Source organism: Robertmurraya siralis (genome assembly GCF_005502275.1).
Lineage (GTDB): Bacteria > Bacillota > Bacilli > Bacillales > Cytobacillaceae > Robertmurraya > Robertmurraya siralis.
In genome coordinates this window covers 74,447-94,437 of record NZ_SWLZ01000019.1, presented here as the reverse complement: position 1 = coordinate 94,437, position 19,991 = coordinate 74,447, and the positions used below count along the sequence as shown (strand labels likewise).

At 39.8% G+C, this 19,991-nt stretch carries 20 protein-coding genes, 1 rRNA gene and 1 other annotated feature (1 of these 22 cut by a window edge); all 21 genes read left to right on the top strand.

The genetic code is table 11. The features are described from left to right. Positions 1–4: 4 nt before the first annotated feature. The 21 genes from rrf to rplA all read left to right on the top strand — a co-directional run bounded on the left by rrf (position 5) and on the right by rplA (position 19,885). Positions 5–121: ribosomal RNA gene (gene rrf / locus FCJ93_RS18415) — 5S ribosomal RNA — on the top strand. A gap of 649 nt (positions 122–770) precedes the next feature. Further along, positions 771–1,232, top strand: a complete 462-nt coding sequence (locus FCJ93_RS18410; RefSeq protein ID WP_095313643.1) for a CtsR family transcriptional regulator — start codon at positions 771–773, stop codon at positions 1,230–1,232. A gap of 25 nt (positions 1,233–1,257) precedes the next feature. After that, on the top strand, positions 1,258–1,809 hold the full coding sequence (locus tag FCJ93_RS18405) for a UvrB/UvrC motif-containing protein (RefSeq protein ID WP_095313646.1): 552 nt from the start codon (positions 1,258–1,260) through the stop codon (positions 1,807–1,809). A gap of 1 nt (position 1,810) precedes the next feature. Then, on the top strand, positions 1,811–2,875 hold the full coding sequence (locus tag FCJ93_RS18400; protein ID WP_137744336.1) for a protein arginine kinase: 1,065 nt from the start codon (positions 1,811–1,813) through the stop codon (positions 2,873–2,875). Positions 2,876–2,906: 31 nt separating this feature from the next. Further along, positions 2,907–5,345 (top strand): ATP-dependent protease ATP-binding subunit ClpC, encoded by a 2,439-nt coding sequence (clpC, locus tag FCJ93_RS18395; protein ID WP_095313651.1) that lies wholly within the window; start codon positions 2,907–2,909, stop codon positions 5,343–5,345. A gap of 242 nt (positions 5,346–5,587) precedes the next feature. Continuing rightward, positions 5,588–6,976: a DNA repair protein RadA gene (gene radA / locus FCJ93_RS18390; protein WP_095313653.1), complete on the top strand. Its 1,389-nt coding sequence runs from the start codon at positions 5,588–5,590 to the stop codon at positions 6,974–6,976. Between the two features lie 912 nt (positions 6,977–7,888). Continuing rightward, entirely contained in the window at positions 7,889–8,971 is a 1,083-nt protein-coding gene (locus FCJ93_RS18385) for a PIN/TRAM domain-containing protein (protein ID WP_095313655.1), read from the top strand. 66 nt (positions 8,972–9,037) lie between these two features. Continuing rightward, positions 9,038–9,721, top strand: coding sequence for a 2-C-methyl-D-erythritol 4-phosphate cytidylyltransferase (ispD, locus tag FCJ93_RS18380; RefSeq protein WP_137744335.1), 684 nt, complete (start codon positions 9,038–9,040; stop codon positions 9,719–9,721). A gap of 51 nt (positions 9,722–9,772) precedes the next feature. After that, positions 9,773–10,252, top strand: coding sequence for a 2-C-methyl-D-erythritol 2,4-cyclodiphosphate synthase (gene ispF / locus FCJ93_RS18375; RefSeq protein ID WP_095313659.1), 480 nt, complete (start codon positions 9,773–9,775; stop codon positions 10,250–10,252). A gap of 47 nt (positions 10,253–10,299) precedes the next feature. Then, positions 10,300–11,757: a glutamate--tRNA ligase gene (gltX, locus tag FCJ93_RS18370; protein WP_137744334.1), complete on the top strand. Its 1,458-nt coding sequence runs from the start codon at positions 10,300–10,302 to the stop codon at positions 11,755–11,757. 498 nt (positions 11,758–12,255) lie between these two features. After that, positions 12,256–12,903: a serine O-acetyltransferase gene (gene cysE, locus FCJ93_RS18365; RefSeq protein WP_095313663.1), complete on the top strand. Its 648-nt coding sequence runs from the start codon at positions 12,256–12,258 to the stop codon at positions 12,901–12,903. Between the two features lies 1 nt (position 12,904). Beyond that, positions 12,905–14,302, top strand: coding sequence for a cysteine--tRNA ligase (gene cysS, locus FCJ93_RS18360; RefSeq protein WP_137744333.1), 1,398 nt, complete (start codon positions 12,905–12,907; stop codon positions 14,300–14,302). Between the two features lie 3 nt (positions 14,303–14,305). Further along, entirely contained in the window at positions 14,306–14,725 is a 420-nt protein-coding gene (locus FCJ93_RS18355) for a Mini-ribonuclease 3 (RefSeq protein WP_095313668.1), read from the top strand. Beyond that, positions 14,726–15,466 (top strand): 23S rRNA (guanosine(2251)-2'-O)-methyltransferase RlmB, encoded by a 741-nt coding sequence (rlmB, locus tag FCJ93_RS18350; protein ID WP_137744332.1) that lies wholly within the window; start codon positions 14,726–14,728, stop codon positions 15,464–15,466. A 5-nt stretch (positions 15,467–15,471) separates the two neighbouring features. Next, positions 15,472–15,981: an NYN domain-containing protein gene (locus tag FCJ93_RS18345; RefSeq protein WP_095313675.1), complete on the top strand. Its 510-nt coding sequence runs from the start codon at positions 15,472–15,474 to the stop codon at positions 15,979–15,981. Positions 15,982–16,050: 69 nt separating this feature from the next. Next, positions 16,051–16,710 (top strand): RNA polymerase sporulation sigma factor SigH, encoded by a 660-nt coding sequence (gene sigH, locus FCJ93_RS18340; RefSeq protein ID WP_095313679.1) that lies wholly within the window; start codon positions 16,051–16,053, stop codon positions 16,708–16,710. Positions 16,711–16,809: 99 nt separating this feature from the next. After that, entirely contained in the window at positions 16,810–16,953 is a 144-nt protein-coding gene (rpmG, locus tag FCJ93_RS18335) for a 50S ribosomal protein L33 (RefSeq protein ID WP_095313683.1), read from the top strand. 111 nt (positions 16,954–17,064) lie between these two features. Beyond that, on the top strand, positions 17,065–17,244 hold the full coding sequence (gene secE / locus FCJ93_RS18330; protein WP_095313686.1) for a preprotein translocase subunit SecE: 180 nt from the start codon (positions 17,065–17,067) through the stop codon (positions 17,242–17,244). Positions 17,245–17,501: 257 nt separating this feature from the next. Then, complete coding sequence (gene nusG, locus FCJ93_RS18325) at positions 17,502–18,035, top strand: transcription termination/antitermination protein NusG (RefSeq protein WP_095313688.1); 534 nt, start codon at positions 17,502–17,504, stop codon at positions 18,033–18,035. A 308-nt stretch (positions 18,036–18,343) separates the two neighbouring features. Next, on the top strand, positions 18,344–18,769 hold the full coding sequence (gene rplK / locus FCJ93_RS18320; protein ID WP_019157072.1) for a 50S ribosomal protein L11: 426 nt from the start codon (positions 18,344–18,346) through the stop codon (positions 18,767–18,769). 375 nt (positions 18,770–19,144) lie between these two features. Continuing rightward, a complete protein-coding gene (gene rplA / locus FCJ93_RS18315; protein ID WP_444544519.1) occupies positions 19,145–19,885 on the top strand; it encodes a 50S ribosomal protein L1 in 741 nt (246 codons plus the stop codon). Positions 19,886–19,941: 56 nt separating this feature from the next. Beyond that, positions 19,942–19,991 (top strand) — a sequence feature (ribosomal protein L10 leader region); it runs 101 nt beyond the window's last position.

The following is a 19,991-nucleotide window of genomic DNA, read 5'->3' as shown; positions in this document are numbered from 1 at the left end:
ATAGTCCGGTGACGATAGCGAGAAGGTCACACCCGTTCCCATACCGAACACGGAAGTTAAGCTTCTCAGCGCCGATGGTAGTGAGGGGCTGTCCCCTTGTGAGAGTAGGACGCTGCCGGGCAAAGTAAAAAGAGTATTCCATATGATGGGTGCTCTTTTTTTGATCCCAAGTGTGGCTGGAATGGCGAGATGCGCAATAAGCATTGAAATACGCGCAATTATGCCTTAAATTGGCGCAATTGAACACCAAACGCGTACAATCCAACGTACAAAACTACAAAACACGCCCACCCTCTAAAACAGCGCAATTTAACGTCAGAAACTACTTAACCTTACCAAATCCCCGCAACTCAACGTAAACTAAAATCCTACCAAGTGTGTACTTTTCAGCACAAAACCGAGCGTAATCACGAGCGAATAGAAACGTTCAACCTAAAGATCAGTGCAGTTATTCTAAAAGCCTTGCCATCATTCGAGTATAAACGATCAAAAAGAGTTACCCTCTGAAGCTTTTCATCTATAAAAAGGGGGCACTATTGATAATTGCTGCAGGAAGGAACATTCAACTATCCAATTCATTAATACTCGTTTGAAAATCACAAAAAATGGGGAAAATTAGTAAGGTGAATAAAGGAGAGCACCCTTTTAAAGTCCCATAATCAAAGCAAAAATCATCCAATGAATTGTTAAGGTTCCTTCGTTGCAAATTGACGTCTTCTTCATGTATAATAAAAGTCAAATATAGTCAAAGTCAGATAGGAGGAGGTCTTTTGAGGAATATCTCCGACGTCATTGAACATTACTTGAAACAAGTATTGGAAATGAGCGAAAAAGAGATTGTTGAAATTAAGAGAAGTGAAATTGCTGACAAATTTCAATGCGTCCCATCTCAAATCAACTATGTGATCAATACGCGATTTACGATTGAAAAAGGTTATATTGTTGAAAGCAAAAGAGGTGGTGGAGGCTATATCCGAATCATGAGAGTCCAATCTTATGATCATGCAGACCTTATTGACCAACTATTATCGATTATTGATAATCGGATATCGCAAAATAGTGCCGAAAATGTAATATATCGACTTGTTGAAGAAGAAGTTATTTCAAAAAGAGAAGCAAAGATTATGCTTAGTGTTATGGATCGTTCGGTATTATATATTGATTTACCGTATAGAGATGAGCTTCGTTCAAGAATGATAAAAGCAATGCTCACTACTCTTAAATATAAATAAAGAGAGTATAAGGGGTGATAGGACAATGAAGTGTCAGGAATGCCATGAAAGAGAAGCAACCTTGCATTTTACACAAGTTAATAATGGAGAAAAAACAGTCCTGCATTTATGTGAAAAGTGTGCTCAAGAAAAAGGTGAGGCCTTTATCGTAAATACAGGGGGATTTTCTATTAATAATTTATTGGCTGGTTTGTTCAATCTCCAAAACAATTTTCAACCAGCGAAGCAAGCGCAAGCTCCGCTTTATAAAGAGGATAGCTTGCGTTGTGATGAATGCTCGATGACTTATGAGCAGTTTGTTAAAATAGGTCGATTTGGTTGTGCAAATTGCTATGAAACTTTTAAGGGCCAATTAAATCCAATTATTAGACGTTTGCATAGTGGAAATTGGGCTCATAATGGGAAGATACCAAGGCGAATAGGAGGAAGCCTCCATGTTCGCAAAAATATTGAAAATCTAAAGCAAACGATTCAAGAACTTATCTCTCGTGAAGAATTTGAAAAGGCAGCAGAGATTCGCGATCAAATACGCTCATTAGAAAAACAGTTAGAGCGTAGTAATGAGGGAGGATATTGACATGTCATTGGAGAGGTTCTTAAACCAAGCAGTAAGCTCATGGATGAGTGCGGAAGGTCCCAATTCAGACATTGTATTAAGTTCGCGAATACGTTTGGCTAGAAATTTCAAGGATTATAAATTTCCGACAGTATTTACAAGTGAAGAGGGTCAGAAAGTAATTGATGCCGTTTACCAAAGTGTAAGTGGGCATCCATTTTCCTCGATTGGAACTTTGGAATTATTAGTGATGGATGACCTTCAGCCGTTGCAAAAAAGGGTGTTGGTAGAAAAGCATTTAATTAGTCCGTATCTTGAGAAAAATGCTGTACTAGGTGCATGTATTCTTTCAGAGAATGAAGAAGTCAGCATCATGGTGAATGAAGAAGACCATATTCGGATTCAATGTTTGTTTCCTGGACTACAAATTTCAGAAGCATTGAAAGTTGCCAATGAAATTGATGATCATATCGAGAAGCAAGTAGATTATGCATACGATGAACAGATTGGTTATTTAACAAGCTGTCCGACAAATGTAGGGACAGGGATGAGAGCGTCTGTCATGATGCATTTGCCTGGTCTTGTTCTTACCCATCAGTTAAATCGGATTATACCGGCGATCAATCAGCTTGGATTAGTAGTGAGAGGGATATATGGTGAAGGCAGCGAGGCACTGGGCAATATTTTTCAAATATCCAATCAAATTACTCTGGGAAAATCGGAAGAGGATATCGTTGAAGATCTTCAAGGTGTCGTGGCCCAATTAATTTCCGAGGAAAGATCAGCAAGAGAAGCATTAGCAAAAACTTCAAACATACAATTAGAAGACAAAGTTTTTCGCTCATATGGGGTCCTGTCTAATTGTCGAGTGATTGAAAGCAAAGAAGCGGCAAGCTGTTTATCAGATGTCCGTTTAGGGATTGATATGGGATTCATTAAAAATATTTCTAAAAATATCTTGAACGAACTGATGATTCTCACTCAGCCGGGATTTTTGCAACAATATGCCGGAGGTCCTTTAAGACCAGATGAACGGGATATAAGGCGTGCTTCATTAATAAGAGAACGATTGAATATGGAACATTAATAAACCTAATTTAGTAGGGAGGATATAGACGATGATGTTTGGACGATTTACAGAAAGAGCTCAAAAAGTATTGGCTTTAGCGCAAGAGGAAGCGAATCGTTTAGGTCATAACAATATTGGAACGGAACATGTATTGCTAGGTCTTGTCCGCGAAGGTGAAGGGATAGCTGCCAAAGCTCTTTATGCATTGGGATTAGGTTCTGACAAAATTCAAGAAGAGGTAGAGAACTTAATCGGCAGAGGTCAAGATGCCTCGCAGACGCCACACTACACTCCGAGAGCGAAAAAAGTGATCGAGCTATCGATGGATGAGGCACGAAAGCTTGGCCATTCATATGTTGGAACGGAGCATATTCTCCTTGGTTTAATTCGTGAGGGTGAAGGTGTGGCAGCCCGTGTATTAAATAATCTAGGTGTTAGCTTAAACAAGGCTCGCCAGCAGGTCCTCCAATTATTAGGTAGCAACGAATCTGCGGGACATCAAGGCGGTTCAGCAGCAAGTGCAAATACACCGACACTAGATAGTTTAGCCCGTGATTTAACAGCGATTGCCCGTGAAGGAAGTCTTGATCCGGTTATTGGTCGCAGCAAAGAAATCCAACGTGTGATTGAAGTGTTAAGCCGCCGTACTAAAAATAATCCTGTTCTTATTGGAGAGCCGGGAGTTGGTAAGACAGCAATTGCTGAAGGTCTTGCTCAACAAATCGTCCATAATGAAGTTCCTGAGATTCTACGAGATAAAAGAGTGATGACATTAGATATGGGAACAGTGGTGGCTGGCACGAAGTATCGCGGTGAATTTGAGGATCGTTTGAAAAAAGTTATGGATGAGATTCGTCAGGCTGGAAATATCATCTTATTCATTGATGAATTGCACACTTTAATTGGTGCCGGTGGAGCAGAAGGAGCGATTGATGCGTCGAATATTTTAAAACCTTCATTGGCTCGTGGAGAACTCCAATGTATCGGTGCGACAACACTTGACGAATATCGAAAATACATTGAAAAGGATGCTGCGCTAGAACGTCGTTTCCAACCGATTACGGTTGACGAGCCGACCTCTGAAGAATCTGTGCAAATTTTAAAAGGACTGCGTGACCGTTATGAAGCTCATCATCGCGTCTCGATTACAGATGAAGCGATTGAAGCAGCGGTTAAGTTATCGGATCGTTATATTTCCGATCGATTCTTACCAGATAAGGCGATCGATTTAATTGATGAAGCAGGTTCTAAAGTAAGGCTTCGTTCCTATACAACACCTCCTAATTTAAAAGAACTTGAGGTGAAATTAGAAGAAGTTCGAAAAGAGAAGGATGCGGCCGTTCAAAGTCAGGAATTTGAAAAGGCAGCTTCACTTAGAGATTCTGAACAGCGTCTGCGTGAACAATTAGAAGAGACGAAGAAAACGTGGAAAGAAAAACAAGGGAAAGAGAATTCGGAGGTAACGGTGGAAGATATTGCGAGTGTTGTATCGAGCTGGACCGGTATTCCTGTCTCTAAATTGGCTCAAACGGAAACGCAAAAGCTTCTGAATCTTGAAGAAATCCTCCATTCTCGTGTTATTGGTCAAGAAGAAGCGGTTAATGCCATTTCCAAAGCGGTGCGTAGAGCTCGTGCTGGTTTAAAGGATCCGAAGAGACCGATTGGCTCATTTATTTTCTTGGGACCTACCGGAGTTGGGAAAACAGAACTTGCCCGCGCGTTAGCGGAAGCGATGTTCGGTGACGAAGATGCGATGATTCGAGTAGATATGTCTGAATACATGGAGAAGCACTCGACTTCAAGACTTGTTGGCTCGCCTCCAGGATATGTTGGCTATGATGAGGGTGGACAATTAACAGAAAAGGTTCGCAGGAAGCCATATTCTGTTATCCTTCTTGATGAAATCGAAAAGGCACATCCAGATGTCTTTAACATTTTGCTTCAAGTGCTTGAGGATGGTCGTTTGACAGACTCGAAAGGAAGAACGGTAGACTTCCGCAATACGGTGTTAATCATGACGTCGAATGTCGGTGCAGAATCGTTAAAACGCAACAAGTATGTCGGTTTTAATCTTCAAGATGGAGAGCAGGATTATAAAGATATGAAGGGGAAAGTGATGGAGGAATTAAAAAGAGCATTCCGTCCTGAATTCCTAAACCGTATTGACGAGATTATCGTTTTCCATGCATTAGAGAAAAAACATTTAACAAATATTGTTACATTAATGTCTGATCAATTAATTAAACGTCTTAATGAACAAGATATTAAATTGCAGCTGACAGCTGCTGCAATAGAGAAGATTGCCGATGAGGGCTATGATCCAGAATACGGAGCTCGCCCATTAAGAAGAGCGATTCAAAAGCATATTGAAGATCGCTTGTCTGAAGAGCTGCTTAAGGGTACTGTGTTAACAGGGCAAGCGGTGATCATTGATGTTAAAAATGGTGAATTCACCGTGAAGTCGAACGCGCCACAGCTTAATAAATAAAGGAAATGGGATCAGAGGTATTCGCATTTTACGGTGCGGATACCTCATTTCTTTTGCACAGCTTTCCTAAAATTTTTTAGTATGTATCATTTTCCTTGCCCCTCTATTGGAATTTTAGAGGTAAAATAAGTATGTAAGATTGTGACGATAATGAGGGAAGCAATCATTTTTGTAAAAAGAGCCTTCTTTTTGTACCATTTTGTATGATGGTAGAAGTAGATTCACGGATGAGGATGATCAGGTTGAAAAAAGTAAAAACAGTTTATATTTGTACAAGCTGTGAAACCCAGCACCCTAAATGGCAAGGGTTTTGCAATGGCTGTGGAGAACGGGGAACCCTTAAGGAACAAACAAGTGGCGGTAGTGAATCAAAGCAAACAAAGCCAAGAGTGGCGAGAACCAATGTGGCCGTTAAAAGATTATTAGAGACAAATTCTTCAAAAAGCGACCGACTCGTAACATCAATCTCTGAATTTAACCGGGTAATGGGTGGTGGTATCGTTAAGGACTCCCTATCGATCATTACAGCGGTGCCTGGGGCTGGGAAGTCCACTCTGCTACTGCAGGTAAGTCAGGATTTGGCTTCAAAGGGCTATAAAATTCTCTACGCATCAGGTGAGGAGAGTGAGAGTCAAATCAAAAACCGGGCAGAGCGGATTTTACCAAGTATTCATGAGAATATTTGGATTCATTCTGACACGAGCATGAACAATGTGTTAGGGATCATTGAAGCGGTAGATGCAGACGTCGTCATTATTGACAGTATTCAAACCTTCGTATTAGAAGAATACCCTTCAAGGCCTGGAAGTCCGACGCAAACGATGGAATGTGCCAATGCGATGCTGAAGGTGGCAAAAAGTGCAGAGCGGCCAAGAGCGGTGATGATGGTCGGACAGATGACAAAGGATAATGAGTTAGCCGGATTACGGGCTTTGGAGCATTTAGTTGATACAGTGCTTGTTTTAGATGGTGAAGATGGGGAAGAACTAAAGCAGCTTTCCGCCAGCAAAAACCGTTATGGAAGCACGGGGGAAATGGGCTTTTTCTCGATGGAAGAGGATGGTCTAAGAGCAATTGATAATCCTTCTGAATTTTTCATTACGCAACGAAATGAAATCGTAAGCGGAAGTGCGCTTACGGTGATAAAGGAAGGGACAAGGCCAATTATTGTTGAGGTGGAGAGTTTAGTATCTCCGACCTTTACTCCGTACCCATCTCGGATTGGTGAGTGTATGCGTAAGGATCAAATCAATACGCTCACTGCGATATTGGAGCAACGCGCGGGTTTACAGATGCTGACGCAAAATGTCGTCATTAAAACAACTGGAGGCATACGGTTAAAGGAAACGTCTAGCAACCTAGCTGTTCTCATGAGTATCGTCTCTTCTTATAAAGGAAAAGGAATTCCAAACGATGTTGTTTTTATTGCTGATATAGGATTAACAGGGGAATTAAAGAAGGTCCCTACTTTAGAAGCGCGCATTCGTGAAATTGAGCGAATGGGCTATAAAAAAGCGTATATTGCCAGAAATGCCTTACGAAACCAAAGTGCTTTTAAAAACATCGAAGTGATCCCGTGTAACACATTAGCCGAAGTAATTGATATAGTATTTAACTCAACGCCATTTTAATAATGGCGTTTTTATATGGCTCAAGACACGGCAACCATCTAGATGGTGCAAATCGACCTTGGCGTTGCCTCAACCGGCAGAGAAACGGGAAAGGCTGAAGCAATCATGTATCAAAATCTTAGTTCAACAAAACAGAAAACGGATACTTAGTAAAGGAAGTGGAAAGCAATATAGAATAAATACATAGTTCGAGGTTGTTGCAGGTATTATGCTAGATAGAATTTCGTTTAATCGGTAGGTATAAATTGTTTTTTATCATTATTGACAGTGCACGTATAATGTTTTTATTCAGTCAGTCACCTGTTCAGAAATGAATGTATACATGTCATGTTGAAGATTTTTAAGCTTTGGTTTGTTGATAAATAAATATTTATATAGTCCGCGTCGATGGCGAATAGAACCAAATTACACGACAAGTGAGAGTTCTCAAATTGTTCCTGTTTCTACAGAAGAGCTAATGGATAACTAAGGAACGATTAAAGCCAGGTTGGAGTTGTTGCAGAATGGCTGATTTTAAAAAATCCATTGAATTCGAATTGTTCATATGCTAGAATTAACAGTTTGTCTTAATTAGGTCTAAATGGCTGTTTAATGCTATGAAACGAATAAAATCAGGTAATATATACCTAATTTCTCAGTTAAAAACGAATGTTATTTCTTTTTTTATACAAATTGTTCGTCTTTTGTCTTTTTTACCCAAAATTAACGAATCATCTCATTTGACACTTTTTTTTTAGGGTGCTACGCTTATATTGTATTAAATGAACGAAAAAGAGTGGAGCGAAAGAAAAATGAGTTTGCATTTTTCTAATATAACAAATGCGTTGCACTCTCTTAACAAAGTTAAAAAACTCTGTAATATTAGGTTTCAATTTATAGAATTTGTTTATAATGTATAAAGGAGGTGAAGGAATGTTAAAGCGAATAATTCAAGCTTGCTTCCTTATTACAGGTGGAACGCTTGGGATTTTTTTTATTGGTGATTTATTAAATCTACTCAGTTTTGGTGATATTCTGGTCATTAACAATCCTTACGTAACTGCGGTAGTTGGTGCTATTATATTTTATCTTATTACTTTTTGGGCAGTTGATTATATTGTTAATTTTGTGAAGTGGGTTGAAGAATCCTTAGTTAAGGCCCCGATCACAGATATTTTAGCGGTTAGTATTGGTTTAGGTTTTGGACTTGTTATTGCATTTTTAGTAGGATTCGCACTAAATATGATAGAGGTTCCGATCGTAAATACTGTGGCTCCTATTTTAATTACGTTATTATTCGGTTATTTAGGTTTCCAGGTGGGCTACAAAAAACGAGATGAGTTAATGGCGTTGTTAGCTCGAAATAAAAAGAAGCCTGTTGAAGAGGATGTAGAAGCAGGGGATCGGAATGTCCTGAAGATTTTAGATACGAGCGTTATTATTGACGGTAGAATTGCTGACATTTGTCAAACAGGGTTTCTTGAAGGTACGATTGTCATCCCGCAATTTGTGTTAGGTGAATTACAGCATATTGCCGATTCGTCTGATGTTTTGAAAAGAAACCGCGGACGTAGAGGGCTTGATATTCTGAATCGCATTCAAAAAGAGCTCTCGATGAATGTGGAGATTTATGAAGGTGATTTTGAGGATGTTCAAGAGGTCGATAGTAAGCTTGTAAAATTGGCAAAATTAACAAATGGCGTCGTTGTTACAAATGATTTCAACTTAAATAAAGTGTGTGAATTGCAAAAGGTATCGGTTTTAAATATTAACGATCTTGCCAATGCGGTTAAACCAGTAGTGCTGCCTGGTGAAGAAATGAACGTTCAAGTCATTAAAGATGGAAAAGAGCAAAATCAAGGAATTGCCTATTTGGACGATGGAACAATGATCGTGGTAGAAGGTGGTCGCGATTATATTGGCAAGCATATTGAGGTGTTGGTAACAAGTGTTCTTCAGACATCTGCTGGACGAATGATTTTTGCCAAGCCCAAATTATTAGAAAAAGCTCTATAATAGAGCTTAGCTAGATAAATAATTTAGTTATTAGTAAGGCTCATTGGAGCTGGATTGGAGTTTATTATGGCTTATGAAGTCATCATTCCTGCTGCCGGACAAGGAAAAAGAATGGGAGCAGGGAAAAACAAGCTTCTTTTGGAACTAAATGATATTCCTGTCCTTATTCATACTTTAAGGGTTTTTGAGGAAGATAAACAATGCGCTGGTATTATATTGGCGATAGCTCCGCAGGACGAAAGCTCGTTTAGAAAATTAATGAAAGAGTATGGTATCCACAAAGTTGCGGCAATGGTTTACGGTGGAGAGGAACGGCAATATAGCGTTTATAATGGGCTGCAAGCAGCAACTACCAAAGGGGTTGTCTTGGTCCATGATGGTGCTAGACCTTTCATTGACGTTCATCTTATTCATCAGTTGGTAGTAGCAGCAGATGAGCATGGCTCAGCGGTAGCAGCGGTTCCTGTAAAGGATACAATCAAGAGAGTTCAACAGAACGAAGTGGTTGAGACTGTGGATCGATCAAGCTTGTGGGCAATTCAAACCCCACAAGCTTTTCGTATGTCTATTCTTAAAAGGGCGCATGAGCATGCTCTTGAAATAAATTTTCTTGGAACAGATGAAGCAAGTCTAGTGGAGAAATTGCATTATCCAGTAAAGATTGTTGAAGGAAGTTATGATAATATTAAGCTGACTACGAAAGAAGATCTCTATTTTGCAGAGGCAATTATGAAAAAGACTGGGCGTTGATGAAGGCTTGAGCCTATTGAGGTGATGGCTATGAATGAAAGGTGATAAAGGATGTTTCGAATAGGGCAAGGCTTTGATGTACATCAATTAACAGAGGGAAGGCCGTTAATTATTGGAGGAATTGAAATTCCTCATGAAAAAGGGCTGCTTGGACACTCGGATGCAGATGTGCTTTTACATACGATAACAGACGCATGCTTAGGAGCAGTTGGAGAAGGGGATATCGGAAGGCATTTTCCGGATACTGATCCAGCATTTAAGGACGCTGATTCGGCAAAGCTTCTCGTGCATATTTGGCAAATGATTAAGGAAAAGGGGTATTCGTTGGTGAATGCAGATTGTACGATTATTGCCCAAAAACCAAAAATGGCCCCTTACATAGAACAAATGAAAGTAAGAATCGCAGAGTTGTTAGAGTGTGACCCTGGGCAAATTAATGTGAAGGCCACAACGACAGAAAAGCTTGGCTTTACTGGCAGGGGGGAAGGAATTGCTGCACAAGCTGTTGTATTATTGCAGAAAGTGAAATGATTTTCGTGTTACAATGAGGAGACATGAATTCATATAGGAGGAACATTATGTCAAACGATATTCGAGTTCGTTATGCACCAAGTCCAACGGGACATTTGCATATTGGAAATGCACGGACTGCTTTATTTAACTATTTATTTGCCCGCAATCAAGGCGGAAAGTTTATTATTCGTATAGAAGATACGGATAAAAAGCGCAATATAGCTGGAGGAGAAGAAAGTCAGCTAAAGTACTTAAAGTGGCTTGGCATTGAATGGGATGAGAGCATAGATATAGATGGTGGCTATGGTCCTTATCGTCAGTCTGAAAGAAATGAAATATATGCCAAATACTACCAGGAGCTTCTTGATAACGGTCTAGCTTATAAATGCTATTGTACGGAAGAGGAATTAGAAGCGGAAAGAGAAGCGCAAAGCGATTCTAAGCAAATTGCTGGTTATTCTGGTCGGTGCCGTCATTTAACAGAAGAACAAAAAGATCAATTTGAAAAAGAAGGTAGACAACCGAGCATTCGTTTCCGTGTACCAGAAGGACGAGTATATGCTTTTGATGATATGGTGAAAGGGAATGTATCTTTTGACTCCGATGGGGTTGGAGGAGATTTTGTTATCGTCAAAAAGGATGGCACGCCAACTTATAACTTTGCTGTTGCGGTCGATGATTATTTAATGAACATCACCCATGTTTTACGTGGGGATGATCATATTTCCAATACACCTAAACAATTGATGATTTATGAAGCTTTAAATTGGCAAGCTCCTGTTTTTGGACATATGACGCTCATCGTTAATGAAAATCGCAAAAAGCTAAGCAAACGCGATGAGTCGATCATTCAATTTATTGAGCAATACGAGGAGCTGGGATATCTTCCGGAAGCGTTATTCAACTTTATTGCATTGCTTGGTTGGTCTCCGGCTGGTGAAGAGGAAGTCTACTCCAAGGATGAATTAATTAAAATTTTTGATGCTGAAAGATTGTCTAAATCACCGGCATTGTTTGATAAGCAAAAGTTGGCTTGGATGAATAATCAATATATGAAAAAGCTAGAAATTGATAAGCTCGTAGAGATTTCATTGCCTCATCTGATTAAAGCGGGTCGAGTGAGTGAAAATATGACCGAAGCAGACAGGCAATGGGCTTATGATTTAATTGCTCTTTATCAGGAACAAATGAGCTATGGTGCAGAGATTGTCGAGCTCTCTGAGTTATTCTTTAAGGATGAAGTAATTAGAGACGATGAAGCCGAAGCTGTATTGGCTGATGAAGATGTTCCGGCTGTATTGGCTGCCTTTTTACAAGAAATCGAGCAGGCAGATGAATTGACTGCAGAGGGGATTAAAGCTTCTATTAAAGCCGTTCAGAAAAGCACAGGTCAAAAAGGAAAGAAATTATTTATGCCTATCCGTGTTGCTACAACAGGGCAAACTCATGGACCGGACTTACCAAAAGCGATAGCTTTAATAGGACAAAAGAAAGTTATAAGTCGATTAAAGCAGCTTTTATAATTCGATAATTGATTAATTTCTTTCGCTAGTGGGAATCTACTAGTTAACAGTTTTGGGAAAATGTAATATAGTATAAGTAAAATTACAGAATCAATGTTTAAATACAGGGAAAATGTAGATGAGGAAAAGTAGGAAATTGAAGCTTTCAAGAGAGAACCAAGGAAAAATCGGTGTAATGATTTTTTCAGCTGAGATTGGTTTAAAGCCCCTCTTTTTCTGAAATGCGCCTCTGAGTCTCATTTCGAAAGGGTTTGTCCTTAGTAGACTTTGAGCGGGTTGCGACCGTTAAATGCTTAAAAGTTGAGGTTGAGCTTTCGGCCTAAACAGAGTGGAACCGCGCGAAAATGCGTCTCTGTCTTATAGACAGGGGCGCATTTTTTATTGTCTGCGATTTTTTTGACGATGAAAAGCGCACAAAACAAATTTTTGGTTTATGCACAATATGGTTTAATATCGCGTTAATCTAAATGCTGTTAGACTTGAAAGGGGGAAGAGAGAATGTTTAAGATGTTGAAGGAGGATATTGAGGTTGTCTTTGATCAAGATCCAGCTGCAAGGACTTATCTTGAAGTTATTTTAACTTACTCCGGGTTGCATGCGATTTGGAGTCATCGCATAGCGCACGCCTTTTATAAAAGAAAACTTTATTTTATTGCACGCGTCATTTCGCAAATTAGCCGTTTTTTTACGGGAATTGAAATTCACCCTGGTGCAAAAATAGGCCGCCGCTTTTTCATTGATCACGGCATGGGGGTCGTTATAGGAGAGACATGTGAGATTGGCGACAACGTTACCGTGTTTCAAGGTGTCACGCTAGGCGGTACAGGGAAGGAAAAGGGAAAGCGTCACCCTACTATTAAAGATAATGCTTTAATCGCCACAGGAGCTAAAGTACTAGGTTCGATTACAGTGGGGGAAAATTCTAAAATAGGTGCTGGCTCTGTCGTGTTGAAGGAGGTTCCCCCGAATTCTACGGTAGTGGGGATTCCGGGTAAAGTCGTGATCCAAGATGGGGTAAAGCTCAACAAAGATTTAAATCATTCGGATCTTCCCGACCCTGTTGCAGATCGATTTAAAATGTTAGAAGAAAAAATGAAGCAATTGCAGAAGGAAATAGATGAGTTACAGCGAGAAAGGAGCATGTAGAATGACAATTAAAGTTTATAATACCCTCACAAGGAAAAAAGAAGATTTTATTCCTTTAGAAGAGGGAAAGGTGAAAATGTATGTGTGCGGACCGACTGTATACAATTATATTCATATTGGAAATGCGCGTCCGGCAATCGTATTCGATACTGTTAGAAGGTATTTTCAATTTCGCGGTTTTGACGTGAAATTCATTTCCAATTTTACAGATGTTGATGATAAGCTCATTCGAGTAGCTAATGAATTAGGAGAAGAGGTTCCTGATATCGCTAATCGCTTTATTGCGGCTTACCATGAAGATGTCCATGCTTTAGGATGCAAAGAGGCAGATGTTCATCCACGTGTGACAGAAAATATGGATATCATTATTGATTTTATAAGCATGTTAATGGCAAAAGGTTATGCTTATGAATCAGATGGAGATGTTTATTATCATACACGAAAGTTCAAGGAATATGGGAAGCTTTCCCACCAATCAATTGATGAGCTTCGAGTGGGTGCGCGTATAGCGGTTGGAGAAAAAAAGCAAGATGCGCTTGACTTTGTTCTTTGGAAAGCAGCGAAGCCGGGGGAAATTTCTTGGGAAAGTCCTTGGGGAAAAGGAAGACCTGGATGGCATATTGAATGCTCGGCAATGGCAAGAAAATATTTAGGAGATACCATTGATATTCATGCTGGGGGACAGGACTTGGCTTTTCCGCACCATGAAAATGAAATAGCGCAATCTGAGGCGCTAACAGAAAAAGCATTTGCCCGATACTGGATGCATAATGGCTATATTAATATTGATAATGAAAAGATGTCTAAATCATTAGGGAATTTTGTCCTTGTTCATGACATTATTAAGAGACATGACCCGCAGGTTCTGCGCTTCTTTATGCTTTCTGTTCATTATCGGAATCCGATCAATTATTCAGAGGAACTGCTCGTTAATACTGAGTCAGCGTTAGAGCGAATTAAAACATCTTATCAGAATTTGAAGCATCGCCAAGCGGTGAGTGCTGAATTAACGGATCAAAATCAAAGTTGGCTTAAGCAAATACAAGAATTGCACTCCCAATTTATTGGGGCGATGGATGATGATTTTAACACGGCAAATGCCATTTCTGTTTTGTTTGAATTAGCTAAGCTGGCAAATTTATACCTTATGGAAAAGAATACGTCTGCTGAAGTAATCGCTGCTCTTATGAATGAATTTAAAGAGTTGTTCGACGTATTAGGGCTAAAGCTTGAAGATGATGTCCTGTTGGACGAAGAAATTGAAGCATTGATTGAGAAACGGATTCAAGCTCGGAAGGATCGGGATTTTCAATTAGCAGATGAGATTCGCGATCAGCTTAAAGATATGAAAATTATTCTAGAAGATACTCCACAAGGTACTCGTTGGAAAAGAGGCTAACAGATGCTCCCATATGAAAGCAACTTAGAAGTGAAACAATTAAATAGTTTAGCATTAGCGTACATGGGTGATGCTGTATTTGAGGTTTATGTACGTGAACATCTTATCCAAAATGGACGGGTTAAGCCGCATCACCTTCATAAAGAGGCGACAAAATACGTGTCAGCAAAAGCGCAGGCAAAAATAATTCGCTATTTTCTTGAGCAAAAGCTTTTAACGGAAGAAGAGACTGCTGTAGTGATGAGAGGGAGAAATGCAAAGTCAGGAACCGTGCCGAAAAATACGGATGTGCAAACGTATCGGTACGGTACTGCCTTTGAGGCGTTGATCGGCTACTTGTATTTATTAAAAAAAGAAGAGCGGTTAGATGAAGTTGTTCTGCAGTCATTTGCCGTTGTTGATGGCCAGAAAGGAGGAGCCTAGGTGAGTCAAGATTATATTATTGGAAAAAACCCTGTTATTGAGGCGTTAAAATCGGAGCGGGATGTGAATAAAGTATTGATTGCAGAGGGTTCTCAAAAAGGGCAAATGCAACAAGTGATCGGCTTGGCTAAGGAACGGAATGTGATGGTGCAGTTTGTACCGAAGAAAAAAATTGATGGCTTGGTTGAAGGGAATCATCAAGGCGTCATTGCTCAGGTTGCTGCCTATCAGTATGCGGAGCTGGATGATTTGTTTTCCCGTGCTGAGAAAAGGAGTGAAGCTCCATTCTTTCTCCTCCTTGATGAAATTGAAGATCCGCATAATTTAGGTTCAATTATGAGAACAGCCGATGCGGTGGGCGCCCATGGCATTATCATTCCAAAAAGAAGAGCAGTTGGATTGACGGCGACGGTAGCAAAGGCGTCGACTGGAGCGATTGAATATATTCCAGTCGTAAGAGTGACGAATATGTCAAGAACGATTGATGAACTGAAAGAACGCGGAGTTTGGATTGCGGGTACGGATGCAAAGGGTAAGGAGGATTTCCGCGAGTTTGACGGCACGCTACCGCTCGGTCTAGTAATTGGAAGCGAAGGAAAAGGCATGGGTCGTTTAATTAGGGATAAATGTGATTTTCTCATCCGTTTGCCGATGAAAGGGAAGGTAACATCATTAAATGCTTCCGTAGCGGCTGCGCTTCTTATGTATGAAGTATATCGAAAACGTTACCCGCTTGGGTGAAAAGCATGGACATCCTGATTGTAGATGGCTATAACATAATCGGTGATTGGCCTGAACTAAAAGAGTTAAAAAATAAAGATTTGGCTGCAGCTCGCGATCGCTTAGTCGAAAAAATGGCAGAATATCAAGCGTATTCTGGGTTTCGAGTAATTGTTGTATTTGATGCCCAGTATGTCAAAGGAACAGAAAGAAAATACCGCAATTTTAAAGTGGATGTGATTTTTACACGGACTAACGAGACGGCAGATGAGAGGATTGAAAAGTTAGCTATTTCTTTGAATAATCGCAAGACGCAAATACACGTAGCGACTTCGGATTATACGGAACAATGGGCTATTTTTGGGCAAGGTGCTCTACGTAAATCTGCAAGAGAACTTTTGATTGAAATGGAATCGATTGAGCGAAAAATTGAAAAAAAAGTTAAAAAAATCCAAGAAAAGGGCCCGAATTCCAAGATACCGCTTACGAAGGAAGTGGCAGAAATTTTCGAAAAATGGCGGAGAGGCGAGAGATGACAGGTTGACGGGGTAAAAAAAGCTACTGTATAATATTGCTAACTAGCTTGTACGGTCGGGGGGATCCTAGTGAGTACTGACTACGGAACAAAAGAAAACGAAAGCTTTATTAATTATGTTCAGCTTGAAGACGAAGAGCTGGTGGAGTTGGTTCATCAAGGTGCAGGAGAGGCCTTGGATTTCCTCATTCACAAGTATCGTAATTTTGTACGGGCAAAAGCTAGGTCCTATTTTTTAATTGGTGCAGACAAGGAAGATATTGTTCAAGAAGGCATGATTGGTTTGTATAAAGCTATACGTGATTTCAAAGAGGACAAGCTTACTTCTTTTAAAGCGTTTGCAGAGCTCTGCATTACGAGACAGATTATAACGGCGATCAAAACGGCAACAAGGCAAAAGCATATTCCGCTAAACTCTTATGTCTCATTGGACAAGCCGATCTATGATGAAGAATCGGATCGTACGTTAATGGACGTGATTTCTGGTGCGAAAGTCATGGACCCTGAAGAACTTATTATCAATCAGGAAGAATTTGACCATATCGAGATTAAAATGTCTGAGCTCCTAAGTGATTTAGAGCGTAAAGTATTAGCGTTATATTTAGATGGACAATCCTATCAGGAGATTTCAGAAGAATTAAATCGGCATGTGAAATCAATTGATAATGCTCTTCAACGTGTCAAAAGAAAGCTAGAAAGATATCTAGAGGTGCGGGAGCTTACTTTGTGAAATCGTGTCCGTGAAGCTCCTCGGTGTTTGCTTTTATTACATATTGACAGTGTATCTTGTCCGTGATACAGTTTTAGAGATATAAAAGTAGGTGGCAAAATGACAAAGAAGGTTGCTCTTGCCTGTTCTCATTGTGGTACTAGAAATTATTCAACTGCAAGTAAAAAAGAAGCAGAGCGTCTAGAATTAAAGAAATTTTGCAATACGTGCAATGCTCATACACTTCATCGTGAAACGAAATAACTGAAATTTAATATAGATTTTTTTCTAATGGTAGTATGGTTTATCATGGAGCATTGGTCATTATTTATTCTTCTTAGAACAGCAATTCCTTAAAAAGTTGGAGGTCTACTCATGCAACGCATCGTAAATTTTTTCAAAGATGTCGGCCGTGAAATGGGAAAAGTTAGTTGGCCTAAAAGGAAAGAGCTAACGAGCTATACTATTACGGTTTTAGTTACGGTTATTTTCTTTACCATTTTCTTTGCAGTAGTCGATTTGGGGATTTCTGAATTGATTCGTTTAATTCCTTGAATAACCCCCATGACTTAATGGTATAATGGAAAGGTGATAGGAATTTTTTTAAAGCCCGGTGACGGGTTTTTTAATTTGCAAAAAAATGACAGATGTGAAGTTTTGAGATTTAAAAATGCTAGTTTTTGCAGTGCTTGTATTTAGGCTTACTAGATTTAACAGGGGTTAGTGCCTTTGGAGAATGTGCTTGTAGCGGTACAGGATCGTCGAGGAGAATTTGATTTGTGTAGGGAGGGAAGGACGTAGTGTCCTGACAAATGGAAAAGAATTGGTATGTGGTTCATACTTACTCAGGCTATGAGAACAAGGTTAAAACAAACCTTGAGAAGCGTGTTGAAACGATGGGAATGCAAGATAAGATTTTCCGTGTGATTGTGCCGGAGGAAGAAGAAACGGATATTAAAAATGGCAAGAAAAAAACAGTAAAGCGCAAAGTGTTTCCCGGTTATGTATTAGTGGAATTGATCATGACGGATGATTCTTGGTATGTTGTTCGCAACACACCAGGAGTAACCGGATTTGTTGGTTCTGCTGGCTCTGGATCCAAGCCGACACCGCTTTTGCAAGAGGAAATTAATTCTATCTTGAAGACGTTAGGTGTGGAAGAGAAAAGAATCGATATTGATTTCGAAATTGGGGAAACAGTCCGTGTTAAAGAGGGTCCATTTGCTAACTTTACAGGCTCAATTGAAGAGATTGATAAAGATAAAGCGAAGTTGAGAGTTCTTGTTAATATGTTTGGTCGTGATACACCAGTTGAACTGGAATTCACACAAATTGACAAATTATAAGTTGTCAATGTAAAACTAGCTACATGTTCGCCTGTAAATAGACTAAGTAAGCAGATTTTGGACAGGCGGTTGACCTGCTTATGTTTGAAAGGGGAACATGACCTCCCCTTTTATTTCTTTTTCGAAAAAACTTGAAATCGAGTTTGAAAAGTGTTAATATTTCATAGGTCAGTATGTCTCGAGAAAGAGACGGAATATTGCCGAGTTCTTTATTTGTGAATATAAAGACAACTAGTTGAGTGGGAGGGTTTATTTTATTCGTAAAATCACCCTATTACCACATCACGGACTTTAAGGAGGTGTGTCTCGTGGCTAAAAAAGTAATTAAGGTAGTAAAATTGCAAATCCCTGCAGCTAAAGCGAATCCAGCACCACCAGTTGGACCGGCACTAGGTCAAGCAGGTGTTAATATCATGGGATTCTGTAAAGAGTTTAACGCTCGTACAGCTGAACAAGCTGGTTTAATCATACCTGTTGAAATTACGGTGTTTGAAGACCGTTCATTTACATTTATTACGAAAACTCCGCCTGCTGCCGTTCTTCTTAAGAAAGCAGCTGGAATCGAGTCTGGTTCTGGTGAACCGAACCGTAATAAGGTAGCAACAGTTAAGCGTGATAAAGTACGCGAGATTGCTGAATCAAAAATGCCTGATTTAAATGCAGCTAGCGTTGAAGCAGCTATGCGCATGGTTGAAGGTACTGCACGCAGCATGGGTATCGTTATCGAAGACTAATTCATGCTTAGTTTAAGGTTGATTAAATGGGGTTGCGACGTTGAATTTGGTTTCACTCGCAACCTTTGTTCTGTCAAAAGTGCTTTGCGCTTTTTTGATGACTAGCTCCAGATCCTATGGGTTCGAGGTTATAAGCCAATCCGTCAAGGAGGTTAAAGAACAACCTCCATGTCGGCTCGTCTTATACTTGTCGCCCATGAACGAGGCTCTTGCGCTTTTCGTTTTGTCTAGCTGTGGCGCCTAGCCCCTCGAGTGGAAAATTGAAAAGCATTTTCCCTTGGTCACAAGTCAATCCGGAATGAAGGTTAAAGAACAACCTTCTTTCCGGCTCGTCTTGTGCTTGTCGGGGCTGGTCAAGGCGCCTCGCTTTTCGCAGTGGGAGGTTATTCCGCTAAAACCACATTTCAAGGAGGAAATAAAATGACTAAAAAAGGTAAGAAGTATTTAGAAGCTACAAAGCTTGTAGATCGTCTAAAAGCTTATCCTGTAGAAGAAGCAATTGATCTTGCAAAGAAAACAAATTTTGCTAAATTTGATGCAACTGTTGAAGCGGCTTTTCGTTTAGGGGTTGATCCTAAGAAAGCCGACCAGCAAATCCGTGGAGCTGTTGTTCTTCCAAACGGAACCGGTAAAACTCAACGTGTATTAGTTTTTGCTAAAGGCGAAAAAATGAAAGAAGCAGAAGCTGCTGGTGCAGATTATGTAGGAGATGCAGAGTATATCAACAAAATCAACCAAGGTTGGTTCGAGTTTGATGTTATCGTGGCTACTCCAGATATGATGGGTGAAGTTGGTAAGCTTGGTCGTGTATTAGGACCTAAAGGTTTAATGCCAAATCCTAAAACTGGTACCGTTACTTTTGATGTAACGAAAGCAGTTAATGAAATCAAAGCTGGTAAAGTAGAATACCGTGTTGATAAATCTGGTAACGTTCATGTGCCAATTGGAAAAGCTTCATTTGAAAATGAAAAATTAGTTGAAAACTTCAACACAATTTTCGATACATTGATGAAGGCGAAGCCAGCGGCAGCAAAAGGAACGTACATGAAAAATGTAACAGTTACGACAACAATGGGACCGGGAGTTAAGGTTGATCCTTCTTCTGTTGCAAAATAATTAAAATATAAATTGACAATCAGGATTGTATTTTATATAATAAATTCTGTTGTGAAAAATAAATAACATTTGTACCGCAGACAGTAGGGGCCTTTCGGCTTAAATT

What these genes read in the sequence shown, in the direction of transcription:
- cysE (WP_095313663.1), top strand. Translation starts at nt 12,256, where the DNA reads ATGTTTAAGATGTTGAAGGAGGATATTGAGGTTGTCTTTGATCAAGAT.
- FCJ93_RS18345 (WP_095313675.1), top strand. Translation starts at nt 15,472, where the DNA reads ATGGACATCCTGATTGTAGATGGCTATAACATAATCGGTGATTGGCCT.
- FCJ93_RS18355 (WP_095313668.1), top strand. Translation starts at nt 14,306, where the DNA reads ATGCTCCCATATGAAAGCAACTTAGAAGTGAAACAATTAAATAGTTTA.
- FCJ93_RS18405 (WP_095313646.1), top strand. Translation starts at nt 1,258, where the DNA reads ATGAAGTGTCAGGAATGCCATGAAAGAGAAGCAACCTTGCATTTTACA.
- ispD (WP_137744335.1), top strand. Translation starts at nt 9,038, where the DNA reads ATGGCTTATGAAGTCATCATTCCTGCTGCCGGACAAGGAAAAAGAATG.
- ispF (WP_095313659.1), top strand. Translation starts at nt 9,773, where the DNA reads ATGTTTCGAATAGGGCAAGGCTTTGATGTACATCAATTAACAGAGGGA.
- FCJ93_RS18400 (WP_137744336.1), top strand. Translation starts at nt 1,811, where the DNA reads ATGTCATTGGAGAGGTTCTTAAACCAAGCAGTAAGCTCATGGATGAGT.
- gltX (WP_137744334.1), top strand. Translation starts at nt 10,300, where the DNA reads ATGTCAAACGATATTCGAGTTCGTTATGCACCAAGTCCAACGGGACAT.
- rpmG (WP_095313683.1), top strand. Translation starts at nt 16,810, where the DNA reads ATGACAAAGAAGGTTGCTCTTGCCTGTTCTCATTGTGGTACTAGAAAT.
- clpC (WP_095313651.1), top strand. Translation starts at nt 2,907, where the DNA reads ATGATGTTTGGACGATTTACAGAAAGAGCTCAAAAAGTATTGGCTTTA.
- cysS (WP_137744333.1), top strand. Translation starts at nt 12,905, where the DNA reads ATGACAATTAAAGTTTATAATACCCTCACAAGGAAAAAAGAAGATTTT.
- secE (WP_095313686.1), top strand. Translation starts at nt 17,065, where the DNA reads ATGCAACGCATCGTAAATTTTTTCAAAGATGTCGGCCGTGAAATGGGA.
- FCJ93_RS18385 (WP_095313655.1), top strand. Translation starts at nt 7,889, where the DNA reads ATGTTAAAGCGAATAATTCAAGCTTGCTTCCTTATTACAGGTGGAACG.
- nusG (WP_095313688.1), top strand. Translation starts at nt 17,502, where the DNA reads ATGGAAAAGAATTGGTATGTGGTTCATACTTACTCAGGCTATGAGAAC.